Source organism: Paenibacillus solani, from assembly GCF_001277345.1.
In the GTDB taxonomy this organism is placed as follows: domain Bacteria; phylum Bacillota; class Bacilli; order Paenibacillales; family Paenibacillaceae; genus Paenibacillus_AQ; species Paenibacillus_AQ solani.
This window is the reverse complement of sequence record NZ_LIUT01000006.1, coordinates 328,989-349,122: the sequence shown is the minus strand read 5'-3', so window position 1 is coordinate 349,122 and position 20,134 is coordinate 328,989. Positions and strand designations below refer to the sequence as shown.

The following is a 20,134-nucleotide window of genomic DNA, read 5'->3' as shown; positions in this document are numbered from 1 at the left end:
TTCTTCTCCCTTCTGGCTGGTCTCGCTAGAATAGTGATGTATCATTCAGCTTTTTGGTCACCTTGTTTGCGATCAGCAGCAGGATGATTGCAATCACGGACTTAAACAATGAGACCGCCTGTGCGTAGGAATAACGCCCGTTTTGAATACCGGTATGGTATACGAAAATATCGATGACATTGCTCGCGCTTTCGTTCAGCGTGTTTCGGAGCACCAGAATCTGATCGAAGTTGGAGTTCAGCACACCACTAACCGCAAGAATGAAGAGGATCGATATGGTCGATTTGATACTGGGAAGGGTGATATACCACATCTTCTGGAACCGACCGGCACCATCAATCGTCGACGCCTCGTACATCTCAGGTGAAATACTGGAAATAGCCGCCAGATAAATAATTGCAGACCAGCCTAGCTCCTTCCATATATCCGAAGTGATAATAATTCCCCAGAAGTATTTCGGTTCCGCCAGATAGGTGATTGGCTCATCAATCACGTGCAGAGCCAGCAGAATATTGTTGATAATTCCGATATCTGCAAGCCAGGTCATCAGTATGCCGCCCAGAATGACCCATGACAAGAAGTGAGGCAGATAGGAAATTGTCTGAATCGTTCGCTTGTACCGAACGGACCGGATCTCATTCAGAAAGAGTGCAAAAATGATCGGGAGCGGAAATCCGATAAACAGCTTTAGTAAGCTAATCCCGAGTGTGTTCCGCATGACGGTCGTAAAGTCATCATCCGAGAAAAATTCCTTAAAATGCTCTAATCCAACCCATGGCGCTTCGCCTATGGATTTCACGATATTAAATTCTTTGAATGCAATGATGATCCCGTACATGGGAATGTAGTTAAATACAATCATCCATGCAATACCTAGCAGTGCCATAATCTGAAGATGTCGTTGACCATAGAGCTTTCTAAACCATCTTTGTCTGTCTAGTTTCTTTTCGTTCCTTACAGAAGGCTCCATCGGGGAACCGACACCGGTATCGGAATCGGGATGAAGTTGATTTGGCATGATTATGACCTCCAAGTTGATCCTAACTATGATCGAAGAAACCCTTACATTCCTTATGTATCTATTGTAGATCGGTCTTTCTCTGCAAGTAAGGTTTCAGATTTCGTTTCGAGGGTCTCATTTTTCGGGTCAACGAACGGTTGTTTCTGACTAAAAAAAGGCACAAAAAAAGCGTAGAGGGCAGCCTTAACAGCTGTCCTCTACGCTTCTTACCTCGCCAGTGACTTCATGCCTGCATATGATCTCTTCAATCGTTATGCTGACGATCATCACTTGATCGAGCGTATATCAAGGATTTTACCGGTTATTCCTTTTTGTCCTCATCATGATGTTCCATTCTGCTCTCGTGTTCCTGTTGGTATTTCTCACGCATCAGCTTCTGCATGATGAACTTCTCCTGATCGTTCAAGCCGCCTTGGTTCTCCTGAATAATCATGTTATCAATGTTGCGCTTCAGTACCTCGGTTTGCGTGTTCAATACATTTCACTCCTTTGAATTATGCGTCCCTTAGGTTGCGAAACCATTCTGACCCAGAAATGTAAGGGTACATGTATTACCTAACCAATCTCGTCATAATGAAACAAAAATAGACGGATTTGCCATAAAATCCGAAGGTAGCTTCAAGAAGAATTTCATGTTTGCCCAGCGCTTTCTCTAGGTATTAGCTGCTATTTGCGTTCAATTTGGATCCCTTTAGCCAGGGATTTCTGTTGTTTGTTGGTATTAACAAGCTGCGGCAGACTTCTGGTTTCCTTGACCATAGGGGATTGACACAAATGACATACCGGCTCCGTGTCGAACGCAAAATCGTCCCGCATCCAACCTTTGCAGTCTTCCTTCGTGCATGCCCAAACATCCGTCATTTCTTCAGGAATACTCTCCATCGAGTTTTTACGCGAATACATGAACGCTCCTCCTTATTCTCGTCGTAGAAAATAGAAACGCCGTATAATAGAAAACTGCCCTTAATGTCTCACATTAAGGGCAGTCTTCTATTGTAATTACAATTTAACAACGTTCTCAGCTTGTGGTCCACGGTTGCCTTCAACAATGTTGAACTCAACGCGTTGGCCTTCGTCAAGCGTTTTGAAGCCGTCGCCTTGGATCGCGCTGAAGTGAACGAATACATCGTTTCCGCCTTCAACTTCGATGAAACCAAAGCCCTTCTCAGCATTAAACCATTTAACAGTTCCTGTTTGCATGGGAAAATCCTCCTTGATATATATTTACATGACCTTTTTTCTTCGCAGACGGAATAAAAAAAATTCACATATTGCACAAGGTTACCAGAAATGACAACCCTCTACAATATGTGAATTCAGGTCGATTTCGATATTCATATCTTAACACAAATATTGGCCGATAGCAAATACCAAAACAAAAAATTCTGCGGAAAAAGTAAAGTTGTTTTCTTTGGCATTATTCCGTCGAGAGCACAAGCAAAAGGCAAGCGTAGCCCCCGGTATATTCCGGGGGCCATATCTGATGCAGGATTTTACACATGAATGTTATTTCCGCAATTCACCGAGCGTTTCCTTCCATCGCTCCAATACTTGATCCGGTTTGTGCAGCTGGAATCTCACGGCCGATAGAATATCAGCATACTTAGCGGTATCTTCACGCACGGACACTACTTCAGCCTCAAAACGCTGCCGCGGATGTTCAGCATCCGGCAGGTCTGGAAGCGGCTGAACACGCAAGCGGACATAGTGTGCCGCCTCCTCATGAATCGCCACCAAGGTTGCCTGTCCGGTCCGAAGGAGATTGCTCGTCGTGCCCGTTCCCTGCCATAGTGCGATTCGCAGCCTGTTCCGGTCTAAAGCCAGGACTTCCCCTACGCTGAGCATAGCCGTACTCGGCCATCCATCCTCCGTTACGCTCAATAGCAGCATCGCATCATTTTGTTTTAACTCCAAATTAAAGCCATCCAGCCATTGGCTCAAACCTTCTGATATTGCAGCCTGTTCCGTCACAGCACTATCTCCCCTTTAACTTATCTCCATTTAACGTGTTTTTGGTAAATTCCAGCCAATCCAGCTCGATTCGGCCCTGGTTCACCATGATTACCACATCGACGGGGCCTTCCTCAATCAGCATTCCCCCGCCCAACTCATGAACATGCCATTGCCCTTCGCCGGGGTCTGACAGAGTAAGTGCTTCGGGCTCCCGATCACCGATCTGAACCATAATATCTACTGTATTCTCAGGAATTCGCCCCCGCATATCCAGATGAAAGACGTCCGCAGATGCGCAATGCGCATTATAAACAAGCCAATCTCCTTCCCGGAGCTACACACATACCAGGTTGTCCTCTATCCATGGCTTGCCGCCTTCCGGAGCGTAGCTTGGTTTCTCCGTCTTGCCTGTGATCATGCGCATCGGAACGCCGTCCGAAATTCGGAAGCCGATATCCTGGCTGGCTTTCTCCTCCACATGATAGGAAACGCCTTCCCCCCGATACCCGTAAAACTCTGCAGGAATTTGAACGGGCAGCCGTCGAAACAATGAACGGGATATGTTCGGATAAGCATCGCAGGCTTCCAGTGGAAGGCAATCCAGGTATTCTTCCAGAATGGACTCCGCTTCGGCTGGAGAAGGCTTCTCTCCACCTTCCAGGTAAGCCGCAAGCTTATACCAGCCTTCCGGCATACGAATCGAGAATGGCGAGTTCGTGGTGCTCATCTTCTTCCAGGTCCAGAAGTTCCAGGATATGTTGTGGTCCTCAAACAGCCGAAATGCTCCTGTATACCACTGCGGATTATTCTCGCCGCCTTCCCCCATGAAGATAGGCACATTCCATTCATCACGCATATCGAGATACTTCTGAATGCTCTCCGTGTCAGGATTATTCCAATACTTGTGGAATTGCAGCATCAGATTATCATCAAATTTTTCGTTAAAAATGCTCCAATCCGTAGACCAATGCACACCTTCCAAAATGATCATATGGCGTTTGTCCACTTCGCGTATCGCTGCCGTAATTTCCTTATAAAGCGGCATCACCCGATCATAGTATTCACTGAACCAATCTGGCAGCGGCTCATTAAGGAGGTCATATCCAGCAACAATCCACTCGTCTTTATAACGCTCCGCCAGCATCCGCCACAGCGCCACGATCCGCTCTGCGTTCAGCCGATCCGTAAACAGCTCTGGCAAATCACGCTCGGAGTCGTCAATATTGGCGCCAGTCTGTCCGCCTGGCGCGCCATGTAAATCCAGAATAACATACAGCGAGTGCGTCCTGCACCAATCGATCACACGGTCGATCAGCTTCAAATGATCTTCATGATAAACAAATGGCGGCTGTTGCCCTTCCTCCATGATCAACCTGGCATTGATCGGCACCCGGATGGAATTGAAGCCTTCCGCGGCGATCTGCCGGATATCGGCCTCAGTGATATACCGCTCGTAATAGGTCTCCCAGAATGCGGCTGCCTTCTCCTCCCCTATCAGATCCCGAATTATGCACTCGATGCGCCGCGGGCGGTCCCCCTGCTCCGGCAGTTTCCACATATATCCCTCCGGCAGAAGCCAGCTGCCAAGCCCGACTCCCTGCAGCAGTATTTCCTGCCCGTCCCCATTCACCACACGTTTGCCATCCGTCTTAACAAAACCGCTTACCAAAGGATTTCCGCTAACGTCCATATTGGCATCCCCTCGCTCTCATGTCTGTAACGAATGTGATTGACCTGTAAGTATTGAAATGTTCTTCATCGGCTATACAGGCCAAAACATCACACAAAATATATCATGAGCTCCGGGGCGAAAATTGGAATTCCGAAAATCAGGGAAACCTCCTGAAATATCGCTACCTCTGGAAAAGAAAAGGCTCTCCTCAAAGGAGGAGAGCGCTTTTCTCATATAGAGCTTACGATGAAACCTTCGTAACAGGTTGGCCAGGACCAGGCACAGGAGGACTTGGCGTTCTTCCCGTACGCAGATTTCCGGGTAATTTGCCGAAGAAGATCCAGGTCCAACTCCCGAGACGACTTATGCTGTACACTACGATATACGAGACCGCGAGTGCGCTGACAAAACCGCCGGCATACCATGCCAAGAGCAGCCAAGAGTTCTCTGTTTGCGGGGGATAATCCCGGTAAACAAGGAGCACCAGCGGATGCACCAGATACACACCAAAGGAATACACCCCGAGCTGCCTAAATCCTTTCAGCCACCAAGCTCTCTTATTCCCAAGAAGCAGGGCAACCTGGAGCATGACCACTGCGGTGGTTAATGTATGCACATTCCAAAAGGCATCGTATAACAGTGGGTGATATTCCATTCCCAGCAGGCGCTGATTGTATCGAAGACCAATATGGATCAGCGCTGCGCCCAGCCATACTGCCCAGAGTGTGATCCAGCCCAGCCTGCGCCGAGCTGGTCTTGCTGCCTCTTTCGCTGAAGTCAACCAGGCCTTTACCCGCTCATAATAGATACCGAACCATGCCCCGAGAAAATAATATGACAGAAACGACAGCGACCAGCTGTTTCGATTCGTTACGTCCCACCAAGCGTCATTGCCAATATAGAACAGCCACTGCAGCACAATGCCGACCAGGACGCAGACCGATGCGAAACCACGGAATCGCTTCAGCAGCATCAGCACGAGCGGGAACAGCACATAGAACTGGATGTTAATGAAGATGAAATATAAGTGCGTGTAGGATTTTCCCGTCGCCAGCTTGGGCCAGAAGCTCTCCAGCATCGCTGCCAGATCGGATTCACCCCCGCGATGATACCAAGCCACCGTAAAGAACAGTACAGAGAACAGCACATACGGCACCAGGATATACATGAGTCGGTTCTTGAAGAATCGGACCAGGTCACGACCCCGAAACGGGCGATGGTAATAGTTGTAGAACAACACAAAGCTGCTCAGAAATATGAACGTCGTCGTCCCGACTTTCGAGAATATGTTCAAGAAATTATACAAGCCAAAAAAATCGTCCCCGCGCATCTGAACTGTGGCGAATGATGTCGCATGCACCATCAGCACACCCATCATCGCAAAGCCCCGAACCAGGTCGATTTCGGTTATTTTTGCACGTTTCTCTTTCATGTTGCCTCCTTCGTCTGATTACGCCCCTATTATATCTCACTCCCTCCTGCTTGGATACTAAATTTTCCTGAAAGTGGCATGGAACAAGCTCCCTTTGCCATACCAGTGTAAAAAGGGCCTGGCACCCAGACAGGACACAAGCTTGCAGTCATAGAGCGATGATCCAAAGTGAATAGGAGGGGATTTCTACTGATTGAATTCAGCTGCGTCAACAAATTTTTCGGAACCTTCCATGTTCTGAAAGAAATCAACCTGACCATTACCCAAGGGGAAGTCGTCGTCATTGTTGGACCTTCCGGCTCAGGGAAAAGCACACTGCTGCGGTGCATCAACCGGCTTGAAGGCATAACAGATGGAGAGCTTGTCGTTAACGGAGTCCAGCTTCATAACCGAAAGATCGACATCAATGCATTTCGGAGGAATATCGGAATGGTCTTCCAGCATTTCAACCTGTATCCGCACAAGAAAGTGATCGATAACATTATCCTTGCTCCGATGAAGGTGCTGGGCATGACCAAAGCGGAAGCGACGGAGAAAGCGATGACCTACCTGCAGCGGGTCGGGATTGCCGATAAAGCAGACAGCTACCCTTCCCAGCTCTCCGGCGGTCAGCAGCAGCGGGTGGCGATTGCCCGCGGATTGACCATGAATCCGAAAATTATGCTGTTTGATGAACCCACATCCGCGCTGGATCCCGAGATGATCGGCGAAGTGCTGGATGTCATGCGCTCACTCGCCCATCAAGGTATGACCATGGCCGTCGTTACGCATGAGATGGGCTTCGCCCGTGAAGCCGCAGACCGGATCGTATTTATGGACGAAGGCCGGATTATCGAGGATGCGCCTGCCTCCGACTTCTTCCAGCAGCCGCGGGAAGAACGAGCACGGGCATTCTTAAGCCGCCTGCTGCATCACTAACAGGGAGAAAAAAATTAGATATTTTAGGGGGACGGGATTATGAAAAAGAAGTTAATGAAGTCATTTCGATGGAGTGCAGCCTTTCTGGCGCTTATCGTCCTGCTGGTCGCTTCGGGATGCGGCGGCTCCGGCAATACGGATACGCTTGAGGCGATCAAGAAACGGGGCAAGCTGGTAGCCGGTGTGAAGTATGATACCAAGCTGTTTGGACTGCAGGATCCTGCCACTGGCAATGTAGAGGGCTTCGATATCGATATCGCCAAGGCATTGGCCAAAAAGATTCTCGGTGACGAAACCAAGGTTGAGCTGAAGGAGGTTACCTCCAAGACTCGAATCGACATGCTGAAGAACGGGGACATCGATATCATTATTGCGACGATGACAATCACGGAAGAGCGCAAGCAGCAGGTGGATTTCAGCGATGTCTATTTTGAAGCCGGGCAATCGCTGCTGGTGAAGAAAGGAAGCCCGATCACGGGTCTGGAAAGCCTGAACAAAGATACGAAGGTGCTGACCGTAAAAGGCTCTACCTCCGCACAAAATATTCGTGAGAAAGCTCCTGACGCCGTCATTCTCGAATTCGAGAATTATCAGGACGCATTCACCGCACTCAAGGCGGGACAGGGGGATGCTCTGACCACCGATAACTCCATCCTCCTCGGTATGCAGCAGCAGGACCCGAGCTTTGAGCTGGTGGGCGGCAATTTTACGGATGAACCATACGGAATGGCTATCAAAAAAGGAAATCCGGAGTTTGTCAAAACCGTCAACGAACTGTTGAAAGAGCTGAAGGACAGCGGCGAATACAACAAGCTGTATGAGCAGTGGATGGGCGTGAAGCCGGAATAACCGAAGTATGGCTTGGCTTGGCCGTTCTAACCGTCGCGGCTCCAATCGGGTTTCTCTCATTTACTGGGAGGAACACGTCTGGCTACGGTCGACTAGCTAATCGCTCATAATCCCCAATTGGAGGTGATGCGTATTGTCCTTGTGGGATTTTAACATTCTAGTTGAGCACTGGGACCAATTCATGGCTGGCCTGCGCCAGACTATTCTTGCCAGCCTGCTTGGGCTAATCGGCAGCTTGGTGCTGGGGACATTCATCGCCATCCTGCGAATTGCCCCTTTTCGCATATTGAAAGCCATCGGCACCATCTATGTCGAGTTTATCCGCAACATTCCGCTGCTTGTAGTTGTGTTTTTCTTTTTCCTCGGCCTGCCTACTCTCGGTATACCAGTTGACCCGTTCACTTCAGGCACGCTCGGACTGATGGTATACACCGCTTCCTTCATCGCCGAAGCCATTCGGGCGGGGATTCAGGCGGTTCCTTCGGGTCAGTCGGAAGCAGCGCGTTCTTCGGGCCTCAGTTATATTCAGACTATGCGCTACATCATTATGCCGCAGGCCATCAAAATCGTACTGCCAGCCATCGGCAACCAATTGATCAATTTGGTCAAGAATTCTTCGGTTCTGGGCGTTATCGCCGGGCTCGACCTGATGTATTATGCCGATCTCATCAATCTGAGCACCTTCAAAGGCATCCCTGTCTATACGTTTGTTGCTCTGTTCTATTTGCTCCTGACCGTGCCGCTCAGCTTGGCCGTCCATTATATGGAGCGCCGCTTTGCGAGAAGCAATTGATGTTAACACGAAGCTCGCCCTACTAAAACAGGAGGTGGCATGAGATGGATTTTATCGGTGCATACTCCTGGCCGAATCTGCGATATCTCCTTCAAGGCTTTTGGATCACGGTGCAGGTTGCCGGCTTATCCATTATATTCAGCTTCATCATTGGAACCGTTCTCGGAACCGTGAGATATACGAAAACCCCTTTCCTGTCCAGAACGACGGCTATATTTGTAGATACGATCCGCAATCTGCCGCTGCTGCTGATTATTTTCTTTATCGGCATGGTTCTGCCGCAGACCGGACTGCGCATTCCCACCTTCTGGGCGGCTGTCGTAGGCTTAAGCATTTTTGAAGGGGCTATGATTGCCGAGATTGTACGCAGCGGTCTTGTATCGGTAGATAAGGGCCAGATCGAAGCGGCCCGGGCTTCGGGCCTTTCTTATATGCAGACGCTGCGCCATGTGATACTCCCACTGGCTTTGCGCCGGATGTCCCCGCCTATGGTGAGCCAGTTTATCTCCCTCATCAAGGACACTTCGCTCGCTGTGATCATCTCACTGCCTGAGCTAATGCGTAATGTGCAAATTCTTAGCGGTTCCAGCTATTCCTATGTAATTCCAGCCCTTGTGTTTGCATCCTTGTTATACTTTACGCTGAACTACGTCCTGTCGATAATCGCCAAACGTCTGGAAGCAAGGCAAATTTAGTATTTAATGCGATGAACAATTCTTGCTAGCTTCATTGAATACCAGCCATCTAGTGTGAAGACTACATTCGTTTGGAACACATACTTGCATCCTATCCTGCCCCGCAGCCGTTACGGCTTGCGGGGTGTTTGCCGCTTCCGCGAAAAACGGACAGCAAGAGAACAAGTTACCTTATCTTGCGGCTGCCAATCTTGTCGCAAATCTTGATTTTATCCATGTTCGCACATCAACCATTTTCCAGAAACTGCAACATTGACTAAATTATACTCGTCTAAATACATATCCAATCTCGATAAAGGAGTTTTCCATATGAAAAAAGGACTGCTCGTCATGATCATCCTCTCCCTTTCACTCGGAATATGGCTTGGCACCGATCAATCTAGAGCATCCGCACTATCTTGTGCGGGACCTCGACCAGTAACCGAGGAATTAAAAGTGTCAGCCGCAGTATTCCGGGGCACCCTCATCTCGCACAATCCTGCATCCGACGTATCCCAAACCAACTACGTATTTCAGGTTGCCGAGTGGTGGAAAGGAGATATGAAATCTTCCACGATCACCCTGTATACCAACGGCTGGGAGTCTTTCGAAGAGGGCAAAGAATATGTAGTCTTCGCAAATAAAGGCAAAGAGAAATTCAAGCCACGTCTATGCGGAAATACCGGCCTCTCCTCAAGGGTAGACACCGCTCCTTTGGGTGAAGGAACCCAGCCTGAGAAGCCCGCTCAGCCAGCCAAAAGACCAACGACCTTCAACATCCTTGACGGCTTGATTGAACTTATCCGTATTCTGCAGAACAAGCATTAACTCCCTTTCGTAGAAAAAGAGCCGTTCACATTACCTGCAACAATCTGCTCAGCCTCAAGAAATAAATACAACCATTCTCCATGTCATACGTAAAACAACGTAAAAGAGCAATAGCGATATGACAGGAGGATGAGAAATGATCAAACGATTATTGTTGATTTCACTTGTTCTGGGAATTCTCTCTGGCTGTTCCTTGGTGGATGATGTAAACAACTCCTTGGATTACACGAAAGAAGCAACCACCTTCATCAATGAGGTTTCCCAATTTGCCGAGTCTATTTCGGAGCTTGCTCAGCAGGCAGCCACCCAAACAGACGCTAAAGAAACGCTGACCAAGGAGCTTGATGCCATGAAAGCCCAAATCTCGGAGTTTAACGGCATAGAGGCCCCTGCCTTTGCAAGTAACGTCCATGAACAGCTGGTAGCATTAAACGATACACTTCTGACCGACATCAACGGCTACATGGACCAAATCCAGAATGGAGTCACCGACTTCCAGAATTCAGGCATGGCACAAACCATCAATAAGATTACAGAGACGATGGACATGCTCCAGAATTTGCAGCCGTAGACAGGCCAGCCCTTTGACCTTAGCATAACAGCCCTGCTCTTCATGAGCAGGGCTGTTATTTGTATGTATTCCATTCCTCATTTTAAGAAAGGGTCTAAATTGCCAGTCAGTGTCTGTTTTACAACATACCTCGTCCCGTCCCCGCTTGGAGCCATAATCCAGGATGTGCCTTTACTTTCTTCCCCATCCTCCGGATTCCAAGCCACAATGAACTGCCAGTCAGAGCCGAAACGTTTATCATATTCTGCTATGTAGGTTTCAGCGATGTTTCCGCGTGATACTGATTTGATCAGCATCTGCTGCACGCTCTCAACCGATTTCATCGTTTCGGAAAATTCCGACATATCCCATGTATGCTGACCTGCGAAATACCCTTCGTCTCCACCCGACATCGCGAAGAAAGTTTCCTCATCCTCTGCCTGGGCTGCCTGATAGAGCAAGGAAACGCTCTGCACCGGGTTCCATAGGGGCTCCTTCGCTCTTGCTGCCAGTAATCCTCTGTCCTCTGCGGTACGGCGGATTTCCTCAGCAACAAGCTCCTCTAACTCTGCCTCTCTTCCCAGCTCGTAAGCTCCGGGATAGACCGTGGACTGCTCCACTACCTTAAGTCCATCCGTAAACGCCGTCACAAACCATATATGAAAATCGCCCTGGCTAAGCTCCTCCAGCACGATCTCGGCCTGACTGCCGTATGTAAGAGACAACAACCGGCTGCTTTCCGAATCAAGCACCGCTTTATCAAATAGCTTGAATCGTTCCGGTTTTACTTCCCGCTTCCCAGCCTCTTCAAATGTTAATTTCAGCTTGGCGGGGGAAATACGGATGCTCGGTATGTCAGCTAGACGGAAATACGCTTTAGAATCGTTCGCCTGAAGTGCTTCATACATACCCAGAACTGCTTCCACCGGATCCCGCTTAGGTTCCTCCTCAGGCAGCTCCGTTTCTTGTGTGGCTTGAACATCATCCTGATCTCCATGCAGAAATACCATCTGTACGCTCTCCTTGGCGACCGGCAACCATTCCTTGTCATTTGCCGTCCCCTCTTCACTCTGAGCGGCAGCTGTCGAAGCAGGATGAATCTCTGACGGCGGCATATCGTTCGTACATGCTGCCATCAGAAATGCCAGAGCGACCAAAACCACGGTTGGTCCATATCGCTGATATAGCCGCTTCCCGATCTTCATTTCATTCACCTCCCTTACATAAAGTATCGAACACCACTGGAACGAGAAACTGCACCGATCTCTTTATATTCATCATCGTCATTACGGAGAAGAATGTTTATTGCTGGTACGAAAAAAAGCTCCCGCCGGATCTTTAAACCTCCAGCGAGAGCTTCTTCCTCATATTCATGCCCATCAAAATTGATTATAGCTTACAAATTCCAGTACCGGTTTGCGATAACCGCGCGGACGCGGCTTCCTTGTATCCTCCTTGCCGATAGCAATCAGCATGACGGGCACATAAGCATCCGGAATGTTTAATTCCTTCAGCAGCGCCTCGGGATCAAATCCGATCATCGGACAAGTATCCCAGCCTTTATCTTTGGCTGCCATCATCAATAACATCGCGGATAAACTGGCGTTACGTATGGCTTCTTCTCTCATGAAGGATGGTCCCCCATTTTCATAAAAGCTTGTCACTGATTCCACCGTCATGTCATATTCCAGCTTATCAATCACGCCTAAATTCAGGAAGCCTTCATTCATTCTTCCGATATCCTTGTACGCCAGCTGATTCCCCAGGACAACGAGAACGGCCGATGCGGTGAGTATCTTATACTGCTTCTGGGCGGCTTCGTACACTTTGTGCTTGATATCGGGGTCCTTAACCACAACATAGTGTGCATGCTGCAAATTAAAAGCCGAAGGAGCATATTTAACTTCATTAAATAGTTCATTCAAATCTTGATCGGGAATTTCGATGCCTTCCATAAACAGATTAGCCGATCTTCGGCTCTTGATTAATGTAGTTAGATCACTCATATCCTGCACGCTCCTCATCTATTAGTTAAATATGACCGCATCCAGCGAGTATGCGCCTGCACCCGTCAGTGCTACTGCTACCGATACGGCGATCAACAGCAGATTATACTCATAACCATTGGCTGTGGCCCAATATCCATTTTGGCCATGCACCTTCACAATCGCACCCAGCATTGTCAGCGTAATCAGCGCAGCGCCAAGCACTGTGAGGAAACCGGCTGCAAACAGCAGCCCGCCAACCAGTTCCATCAAACCTGACAGCACCGCGACTGCCACTCCAGGCTTAATGCCAATCGATTCCATCCAGCCGCCCGTCCCTTTCGGCCCGTAACCGCCAAACCATCCAAACAGCTTCTGCGCGCCATGCGCCATGAACGACAACCCAACCACCAAACGAAGTATCAACAATCCAAGATCTATAGCCATCTTGTACGCCTCCATTTTCATTTTTGTAATCTATAGAAATCCTTCAACAACACGAGCTCACTCATATCTTAATATTAAGATATAAACCTGTAGAATGATTAACATGCTTCACTTATTCACTTAGCTAACGTTTAAACACCTTCAAACTTACCCCTTTCTATCTACTTACTTTTATATAGTTATTTACCTTAATATCAAGATATATGATTTTCTTTCGACTGTCAACCGCTATTTTGAAAAAAGAATGTACAGCAAAAAAGCATCCCCGCCAAATTCCCGGCGAGGATGCTTCTTAATGCTATTGATCTCCACATACGCGGAGCTTGTCATTATTCCTTAACTGCACCGATCGAGATACCGCTTGTGAAGTATTTCTGGAACATGATGAAGATAATGAGCATCGGTATCGCGGCCACCGTAGCCCCTGTCATTTTGTAGGCAAAATTCGGATTGAGGTCCTGCATCAGTGTTGCAACACCGACCATCAGCGTCTTCATCTGTTTATCCTGGCCGATGACAAGCTGCCAGAGATAGTCGTTCCATACCTGCACGAAGTTCAAAATGAACAAGGCGCCGATACCCGGCTTCACGATTGGAAGCAGGATCTGGAGGAAGGTCCGGACCGGGGCATGATAATATCGGTAAGCAGGATATCCGGCACTTCCTTCTCCATCAGCTCAAGCGCTTTTACGCCGTCCGGGGCATCACCAATAAAGGAAAAGCCGTGCTTTTCCCATTCGATCAACGATTTAATCCCCAAGCGAACAAGTAGTTCGTCATCAGCCAGCATCACTTATAAGGTCATCGTGATCCCCTTCCTGCACTTTTTTGAACGGAAGCAAAAATGCCACCGTTGTCCCTTCATGAACTTTGCTGTGAATTTGGATGCCGTAAGGCTCTCCATACTGAAGTCGAATGCGATCATGCACATTCTTGATGCCGATGCGCTCAGGCAGCTCTTCCGATCCAGCCGCCAGCCTCGCTTCCAGTTCCTGCAGCTTCTCGGGAGAAATGACGACACCGTTATCTTCGGCCGTTAATAGGAAATGGTCATCCTCCAATCTGGCTCGGACAATGATTCTGCCTGCTCCGTTCATCGGCTCAATGCCATGAATCAGGCTGTTCTCGATCACAGGCTGCAGCATGATTTTGATGACTTCCTGATCCATAAGCTCATCTTCAATGTCATATTCCATCGACAGCTTGTCATTAAACTTCATTTTCATCAGCTCAATATAATTCTCGATATACTGAATTTCCTGCCGCAGCGGAATCAGCGTTCCACCACGCCCGATGCTCTGCTCGAGAACGGCGCCCAGGCTGGAAAGCATATCGCCGACTTCTTTATCATTGCGTATATAAGCCATCCACTTAATATTGTTCAGCGTATTCAGCACGAAATGCGGGTTGATCTGCGCCTGGAGCGCACGAAACCGCATATCCTCCTTCTGCTGATACTCGTCTTTCACCCGGTTCAGCAGCTGACGAATTTCGGTAACCATTTTATTGTAAGTTTCGATAAGAGATGAAATTTCCTTTGGACCTGCCACTGACAATACGGAATGGAAATCTTTCTCCTAACACCTGCATCCGTTTCTTCAACAGTTTGAGGGGACGAGACATTCCGTATGAAATAGACAGCGTAATCACTGCAAAGATACCAAAGATCAGCAGCACAATGAGTGATTTGGTTTTGCGCAGGTCGTATATCTCCTTGAAGACAGCATCGTAGGGAACCTTCTGTACGATTTTCTATCCGTTCAAATCCACCGTATCAAAATTCACGATGTATTTCTGGTCCGCTTTCTCCACCATGGCCTGCCCTCTGCGTTTTGTCCACAAGCCGGACATATAGGACTCTTCGGAGACATTCTTGCCAATCATCTCCCTGTTCGGGCTGGAGACGATATTTCCCTCTTTATCCACAAGATACACATCGCCCTCAAGTCCGGTCAAATATTTGCGAATATCTTTCTCGGTGACGCTAAATACGATCATGCCGATATTCTGATTGCTCTGAAGCTCTGTGATACTCTTCACAAGGGATATGATCGGCTCACGGTCAATGTATAGAAACTGTTGGTTATTAAACATCCAGCGGATTTGATAAGGGTGGCTTATCATCTTCTCATACCAGTCGGAATGAATGTACTCCTGATAACGGCTCTCCTCCAGATAGCGGGTGCTGTACCAATTCCCGTGACGGTCGAAAAGAGTGACGTAAGTGTTCGAGAAATACGAGCTGAACGAACGGTTAAGCGTCACATCATTCAGTCTGAGCTTCTGCCAATGGGTGAAGGCATCCGGATCCTTAAGCATTTTCTTAGTGTCATCATTGGTGGTGATATCGACTGCCGAGTTCAGCATATCCTCCAGAAACAATTGAACGTTAAAGGTCATCAGAACCAGTGCATCCTGCGAAGACTTTGCGATCTTCTGTTCGATCGCTCTCTCCATAGGCTTATCCAAATACTGATTGGAAAGCAGAAATGGAATAACCAAAAACAGCAGGATGGAGAAAAAAATACGGTTGCGGATCGAGTTCAACCCGCTGGCCCATTGCTTGATACGCTCCATCATAAGGTCATCCCCCCCTGCTGACATGCATGCTTCTATCCCTTAAGTCTAGGACCCGCACCGTGGTTTTGTAAAGGCTTTCTAAATGGCTTGTTTATCCACCTGATACTCTTAAAAGGCCTGCCGGAGTAAAAAAGAGTATCCGTCAATGACGGATACTCTGATGAACAGACTGCATCTCGATAGCATTATAGTCAGTCGGTTTTAGGGAGCAACTGTTTCGTTGAATCGTGGATGCCACCTTCATATTGAACCATCCTGCTCCGCTTTATTTTCCTGATGTTTTCCGATATTCGCTCGGCGAGACACCGCAGTACTTCTTAAAGGTTGTCGTAAATGTGGAAGAGTTCGAATATCCCGTCTTCTCACCGATTTCAGCAATACTCAGGTCCGTATTCCGAAGATATTCACGGGCATGCGATAATCTAACTCTGTTCAAATACTCCACATAATTCACGCCGAATGTCTTCTTGAAATAATTCGAGAAATATTTCGAGCTTGTATCCAGCACTTCAGCCATATGGTCCAGGTACAGATTCTCCATATAATGAAGCTCGATATATTGGGTAATAAACGCCGGATTCAGCTTGCTGCGCGGATCGTGGTTACGCATGTTCGCAACTACCGGGATCACCTCAACAAGCGCATCCAGAATCTCCTTATAAGTAAATGCCTGATCGACCTTGTCGATAAAAGCGCTTTCCAAACGAAACAATTCGCTACGGTCTACCGTAGAGGACTCCGCCTGCTGTAGGACGATAAAAAACATGCTCTTGGCAATATGGATCATCTGATGATGATGAATCTGCACAGAGACATTTTCCTGAATGATTTCATTGACGATCCGCAGCCCTTCCTCCACTTTACCGCTCAGCATGCAATTGCTCAGCTTTTCAATCTCCTGGATTGGGAAGTACAGCTCTGGGACATACCGGATTCGTTCTGTGTCGACGACACAGTTATCCTCGTTTACATGCCTGTACAGCAGCCCGTCCTTAATATCCTCAGAGGCAGCGCGGCAGTTGCTGATCTTAGATTCGTAAGAGCGACTGACGCATCCCCATACATCGAATGACTGCAAATAGTCCTTCTTGGCGGCCTCAAGAAATTGCTCAAACCTCTGCACTAACTTAATGCGCTCCGATGGCTGGTCAAAGCCGATCAGCGCCAGAAACTTTAAATGCTCAGTATGATAAACGATCGCATGCTCATAACGCTCAGCCAGATCCTTCCGGATTGTTGCCGTTAATTCCTCCAGCACGAACTCGCTTTCAGTGTCCGGCTTTAAGTAGATGGCTGCCATAACGAAATGCCTGCTCTGGAAAAGATACGTGTACTGCTTCTGCATTTGAATTTCCTGTTCACGCGAATGATTCTGTCCGTCCAGGGTCTGCAGGAACACGCCTCTCCGAATTTCTTCCTCAACAAGTTCCATTTGCTTCTTGAGCGATTCGTTCTCCCGCTGCACTTTGATGATCCCGCTCTGAATTTTTACGAAATCATTCCCCTTCAGCGTGTTGCCTCCAAGCAGCTTGACGATATTTTTGACAGGTCGATACAGGTAGACGCTTAACAGAAGCGACAACAGCACGGCCAGTACAATCGCTCCGTACATAATCCACTGGTTGGCATTGGTCACGGAGTCGATATTTTGAAATTTGTAAGGCAGCTTATTGATATAGATGAACCCGTTATAGTCGGACTTATAAAAGTTGTATTCGTAATTGCCATTCGTCAGGGAAGCTTCCTGAGAAGGATTAAAGTACACGTCGTTCAAAATGTCGACCAAGTCCAGGTCCTTCTCCGTGCTGAGGATTACGTTACGATTGGAGTCCAGGACGATCAGCGAAGCGCCGGGAATCATTGAATTCAGGTCGATTCCTTTCAACAGCTTGCTTACATCGATAAAAATCATGAGGTTCTTGTTTGACATCCGGACCTTGTTCCCATCCACCGCAACCATCAAATTGCGTCCATAGCCACTGTTAAGATCCGCATAATCCTCGGCTGGAAATACGGTAAATCCATGCTCGGAACGCATAAAATTTCTCCAGAACATAGAGTTGTAGCGCTGTGATATGTAACGTCTGTCAAAGAGAGTGTCCAGGCTGCTCGTTCCCCGGGTCGTAATGGCAAGATCACGATCATTGAATGAGATGATCACGTCCTCCACAATATCCAAATTGGACACAATGCTTGTTAAGCTGTCCTGCAGGGATATGACCTTTTCCATGTCAAGCCCACCCGCGTCCGTCAGAATCCGGTCCGAAGGAAGCGCATGAATGTTGAAAATAAGATTGTTGACGGAGGAGAAACTGGTATCAAACGATTGAATGACATTTTTGATCACCATTCGGTTGTTGTCGCTCACCTTTTCATATATCCCGCTGATGGAATTTTTGTACACAATGTAATTGAATATGAACATGATGCCGATGACCAGTTGCAGAGCGAAGAAAATCTGAAGCAATCCTCTCTTGGCGATCAATCGATTCATTATGGATTCACCTTTCTTGAAGTCATCCCTTCATATTCAACATGCATGGCTACGGTCCCTTCCCTGCTTAGTTCGCAGCTTTATCCAATCTCTTCTGGGCAGCGTTGAAAATGTCGACGATCTGCTTCGCGCCCTGCTTTTCGGCTTGTACCTGCCACTGCTGCCACTGCATGTCGCCATAGTCTTTATTCAGAATGTATTTCGCATTGAATTCATCCGCCATTTTTTTCAGTGATGTTTGAATTTCAGCGATGGCGTACGTTTCGTCGTCCGTGAAATTCAGAACCGGATCGAGCGGTTCAAATTTGTTGCCATCCAGCAGCTTATCCTGAGCTTCCTGTTCCTTCTCCGTATAGTTGAAGTACACGCTGCGCTTGTCGGCATTGATATATAAGCCCTGCAGCCATAGGCCATAGCGGTCCTCCAGCACGCTGATATCCACCAGTGGAACGTCCGCCAGCTCCGGATAAATAGCTTTATCACCTTCAATCCTAAACGTCTCGCCTTCTACACCCATTGTCACCAGGGTCGCACCAGATGGGCTAGTCAAATAATCCAGCAGCTTCAGAGCCGCCTCTTTGTTATCATTGTTCGCTACGGCGATACTGAAGCCATTCGTAATGCTTTCGAGCGTCTTGCCATTGCCCGTTGGACCGATAGGATTGCCGTAGCGGAGGTCATAATCAGGGTTCTGGTCTTTTACTTGGTTGTAGAACAGGTCCAGACGGCCGATCCAGTCATAGGTAACAAAGGATTTATTACCGCTCGTCATCTTCGCCGTCCAGGAATCGTCGGTATCCGTCATGAATTCCGGATCGAGGAGCTCTTCCTTGTACAGCTTCTTCATGAAATCGAGCATGTCTTTATGCTCCGGTTGTACGGTTGCATATTTCCAGATCTTAGCCGCCTCGTCGTAATATACCGGATAGTTGGCGCCGCCAATGCCCCATCCGTATGCCCAGTCGCGAAAAATATTCTCTTTCGTCTTGGAAGCGTACGGATATGAATCCGGATAAGCCTCCTTCAGTTTTTTGAGTGCTTGATAGAATTCCTCGGTGTTCGTCCACTCCTTAATGCCTTGTCCGTCGAAAATGTCTTTACGGTACAGGAAGCCATGGTTCACGTCACGGTTGATATTCGCCACCGGCCAGGTATAAATGTTCCCGGCTTCATCCGCATAAGAAGGAATGACCAAAGGATTCTCGTCAACATACAAACGTTTGAAATTCGGCAGCATGTCGAGATGATCGTTGATCGCAACAACCGCCTTCTGCTTGCCGATCTTCTTCAGCTCCGATGGCGTCAGGCCATGGAAAATATCCGGCAGCTTGCCGGAGGCGACCGTCACCTTCAGCTTGTCGTTGTACGTGGACGGTGAGTACGCCTGGAAGTTGATTTTAATACCTGTGCGCTTTTCGATTTCTTTGGCAAGCAGTGAATCATTAAGGTTTGTCTTCTCACTTACCACCATCCATGTAATCGTGGTCGGCTTATGCACCAGCGGCAGCGTAAGCCCACCTGTATCTCCGTATGGGTCCAGACCAACCACAGCAGGTGCTGCTTCCTGACCGTCTCCCATCTCAGGTTCCGTCCCCTCGCCTCCGCCGCTGCAAGCAGCAAGCATCGACGCGATCATGGTTAATACAAGTGCCATACGAAACAGAAACCATGATTTTGGTCTTCTCATACAGGCGTCCCCCTACTTTCGTGTAAAGTTTGCTCACAATTTCTCACACGTTCCTACAATACAACCAGACAGACGTCTCTTTTGTACTCATACTAGCACTCACTTCTTCGACAGACCAGAGGGTTCTTCACCGTTCCGGCCCAATATGCCAGGCTTATTTTAAGGAATTTCGTATTCGCAACCTTGACCTGCCAAATTAAAAGAAGGAGCCACCTTAGTGACTCCACGATAATGTCCAGATCAGCCCCAGT

23 protein-coding genes are annotated in these 20,134 nt (G+C 48.1%); 6 read left to right on the top strand and 17 right to left on the bottom strand.

Annotated features, from left to right (window positions below; translation table 11 throughout):
• Positions 1-25: 25 nt before the first annotated feature.
• The 8 genes from AM231_RS22880 to AM231_RS22855 all read right to left on the bottom strand — a co-directional run bounded on the left by AM231_RS22880 (position 26) and on the right by AM231_RS22855 (position 6,078).
• Positions 26-1,018: an ABC transporter permease gene (locus AM231_RS22880; protein WP_082341783.1), complete on the bottom strand. Its 993-nt coding sequence runs from the start codon at positions 1,016-1,018 to the stop codon at positions 26-28.
• A 304-nt stretch (positions 1,019-1,322) separates the two neighbouring features.
• Positions 1,323-1,496 carry a hypothetical protein gene (locus AM231_RS29265; protein WP_165593460.1) on the bottom strand — a complete coding sequence of 58 codons (174 nt, stop codon included), beginning with the start codon at positions 1,494-1,496 and terminating at the stop codon, positions 1,323-1,325.
• Positions 1,497-1,687: 191 nt separating this feature from the next.
• Complete coding sequence (locus AM231_RS22875; RefSeq protein WP_053490202.1) at positions 1,688-1,924, bottom strand: cold-shock protein; 237 nt, start codon at positions 1,922-1,924, stop codon at positions 1,688-1,690.
• Between the two features lie 96 nt (positions 1,925-2,020).
• Positions 2,021-2,221, bottom strand: a complete 201-nt coding sequence (gene cspD / locus AM231_RS22870) for a cold-shock protein CspD (RefSeq protein ID WP_006207896.1) — start codon at positions 2,219-2,221, stop codon at positions 2,021-2,023.
• A 306-nt stretch (positions 2,222-2,527) separates the two neighbouring features.
• Positions 2,528-2,992, bottom strand: a complete 465-nt coding sequence (locus AM231_RS22865; protein WP_054404665.1) for a hypothetical protein — start codon at positions 2,990-2,992, stop codon at positions 2,528-2,530.
• 4 nt (positions 2,993-2,996) lie between these two features.
• Entirely contained in the window at positions 2,997-3,206 is a 210-nt protein-coding gene (locus AM231_RS30100; RefSeq protein ID WP_242615283.1) for a hypothetical protein, read from the bottom strand.
• Positions 3,207-3,308: 102 nt separating this feature from the next.
• On the bottom strand, positions 3,309-4,664 hold the full coding sequence (locus AM231_RS22860; protein ID WP_242615282.1) for a glycoside hydrolase family 5 protein: 1,356 nt from the start codon (positions 4,662-4,664) through the stop codon (positions 3,309-3,311).
• 223 nt (positions 4,665-4,887) lie between these two features.
• The gene (locus AM231_RS22855) at positions 4,888-6,078 is read right to left on the bottom strand and encodes an acyltransferase (protein ID WP_054404664.1); all 1,191 of its coding nucleotides are present in this window, start codon (positions 6,076-6,078) and stop codon (positions 4,888-4,890) included.
• A gap of 168 nt (positions 6,079-6,246) precedes the next feature.
• Between AM231_RS22855 and AM231_RS22850 the strand changes: the two genes are divergently transcribed.
• The 6 genes from AM231_RS22850 to AM231_RS22825 all read left to right on the top strand — a co-directional run bounded on the left by AM231_RS22850 (position 6,247) and on the right by AM231_RS22825 (position 10,711).
• Complete coding sequence (locus AM231_RS22850; protein ID WP_106406118.1) at positions 6,247-6,996, top strand: amino acid ABC transporter ATP-binding protein; 750 nt, start codon at positions 6,247-6,249, stop codon at positions 6,994-6,996.
• A gap of 39 nt (positions 6,997-7,035) precedes the next feature.
• Positions 7,036-7,845 carry a glutamate ABC transporter substrate-binding protein gene (locus AM231_RS22845; RefSeq protein ID WP_054404663.1) on the top strand — a complete coding sequence of 270 codons (810 nt, stop codon included), beginning with the start codon at positions 7,036-7,038 and terminating at the stop codon, positions 7,843-7,845.
• A 133-nt stretch (positions 7,846-7,978) separates the two neighbouring features.
• Positions 7,979-8,638 (top strand): amino acid ABC transporter permease, encoded by a 660-nt coding sequence (locus AM231_RS22840; RefSeq protein ID WP_082341782.1) that lies wholly within the window; start codon positions 7,979-7,981, stop codon positions 8,636-8,638.
• 44 nt (positions 8,639-8,682) lie between these two features.
• Complete coding sequence (locus AM231_RS22835) at positions 8,683-9,333, top strand: amino acid ABC transporter permease (protein ID WP_054404662.1); 651 nt, start codon at positions 8,683-8,685, stop codon at positions 9,331-9,333.
• 309 nt (positions 9,334-9,642) lie between these two features.
• Positions 9,643-10,140, top strand: coding sequence for a hypothetical protein (locus tag AM231_RS22830; protein WP_054404661.1), 498 nt, complete (start codon positions 9,643-9,645; stop codon positions 10,138-10,140).
• Between the two features lie 136 nt (positions 10,141-10,276).
• On the top strand, positions 10,277-10,711 hold the full coding sequence (locus AM231_RS22825; RefSeq protein ID WP_054404660.1) for a DUF6376 family protein: 435 nt from the start codon (positions 10,277-10,279) through the stop codon (positions 10,709-10,711).
• A gap of 77 nt (positions 10,712-10,788) precedes the next feature.
• Here AM231_RS22825 and AM231_RS22820 read toward each other — a convergent pair whose 3' ends face one another.
• From AM231_RS22820 to AM231_RS22780, 9 genes are all read right to left on the bottom strand, one after another.
• Positions 10,789-11,895: a hypothetical protein gene (locus tag AM231_RS22820; RefSeq protein WP_242615281.1), complete on the bottom strand. Its 1,107-nt coding sequence runs from the start codon at positions 11,893-11,895 to the stop codon at positions 10,789-10,791.
• Positions 11,896-12,069: 174 nt separating this feature from the next.
• Entirely contained in the window at positions 12,070-12,696 is a 627-nt protein-coding gene (locus AM231_RS22815; protein WP_054404659.1) for a nitroreductase family protein, read from the bottom strand.
• Positions 12,697-12,717: 21 nt separating this feature from the next.
• Positions 12,718-13,122 (bottom strand): DoxX family protein, encoded by a 405-nt coding sequence (locus tag AM231_RS22810; protein ID WP_054404658.1) that lies wholly within the window; start codon positions 13,120-13,122, stop codon positions 12,718-12,720.
• A gap of 329 nt (positions 13,123-13,451) precedes the next feature.
• Positions 13,452-13,712, bottom strand: a complete 261-nt coding sequence (locus AM231_RS22805; protein WP_242615280.1) for an ABC transporter permease family protein — start codon at positions 13,710-13,712, stop codon at positions 13,452-13,454.
• A complete protein-coding gene (locus AM231_RS22800) occupies positions 13,709-13,912 on the bottom strand; it encodes a response regulator (protein WP_054404657.1) in 204 nt (67 codons plus the stop codon). Before AM231_RS22800 ends, AM231_RS22805 begins: the two co-directional genes overlap by 4 nt.
• Positions 13,902-14,672, bottom strand: coding sequence for a sensor histidine kinase (locus AM231_RS22795; protein ID WP_054404656.1), 771 nt, complete (start codon positions 14,670-14,672; stop codon positions 13,902-13,904). Before AM231_RS22795 ends, AM231_RS22800 begins: the two co-directional genes overlap by 11 nt.
• 202 nt (positions 14,673-14,874) lie before the next feature.
• Positions 14,875-15,702 carry a cache domain-containing protein gene (locus AM231_RS22790; RefSeq protein WP_054404655.1) on the bottom strand — a complete coding sequence of 276 codons (828 nt, stop codon included), beginning with the start codon at positions 15,700-15,702 and terminating at the stop codon, positions 14,875-14,877.
• A 265-nt stretch (positions 15,703-15,967) separates the two neighbouring features.
• Positions 15,968-18,196, bottom strand: coding sequence for a helix-turn-helix domain-containing protein (locus tag AM231_RS22785; RefSeq protein ID WP_054404654.1), 2,229 nt, complete (start codon positions 18,194-18,196; stop codon positions 15,968-15,970).
• Between the two features lie 67 nt (positions 18,197-18,263).
• Positions 18,264-19,883: an extracellular solute-binding protein gene (locus tag AM231_RS22780; RefSeq protein ID WP_054404653.1), complete on the bottom strand. Its 1,620-nt coding sequence runs from the start codon at positions 19,881-19,883 to the stop codon at positions 18,264-18,266.
• Between the last annotated feature and the right edge of the window lie 251 nt (positions 19,884-20,134).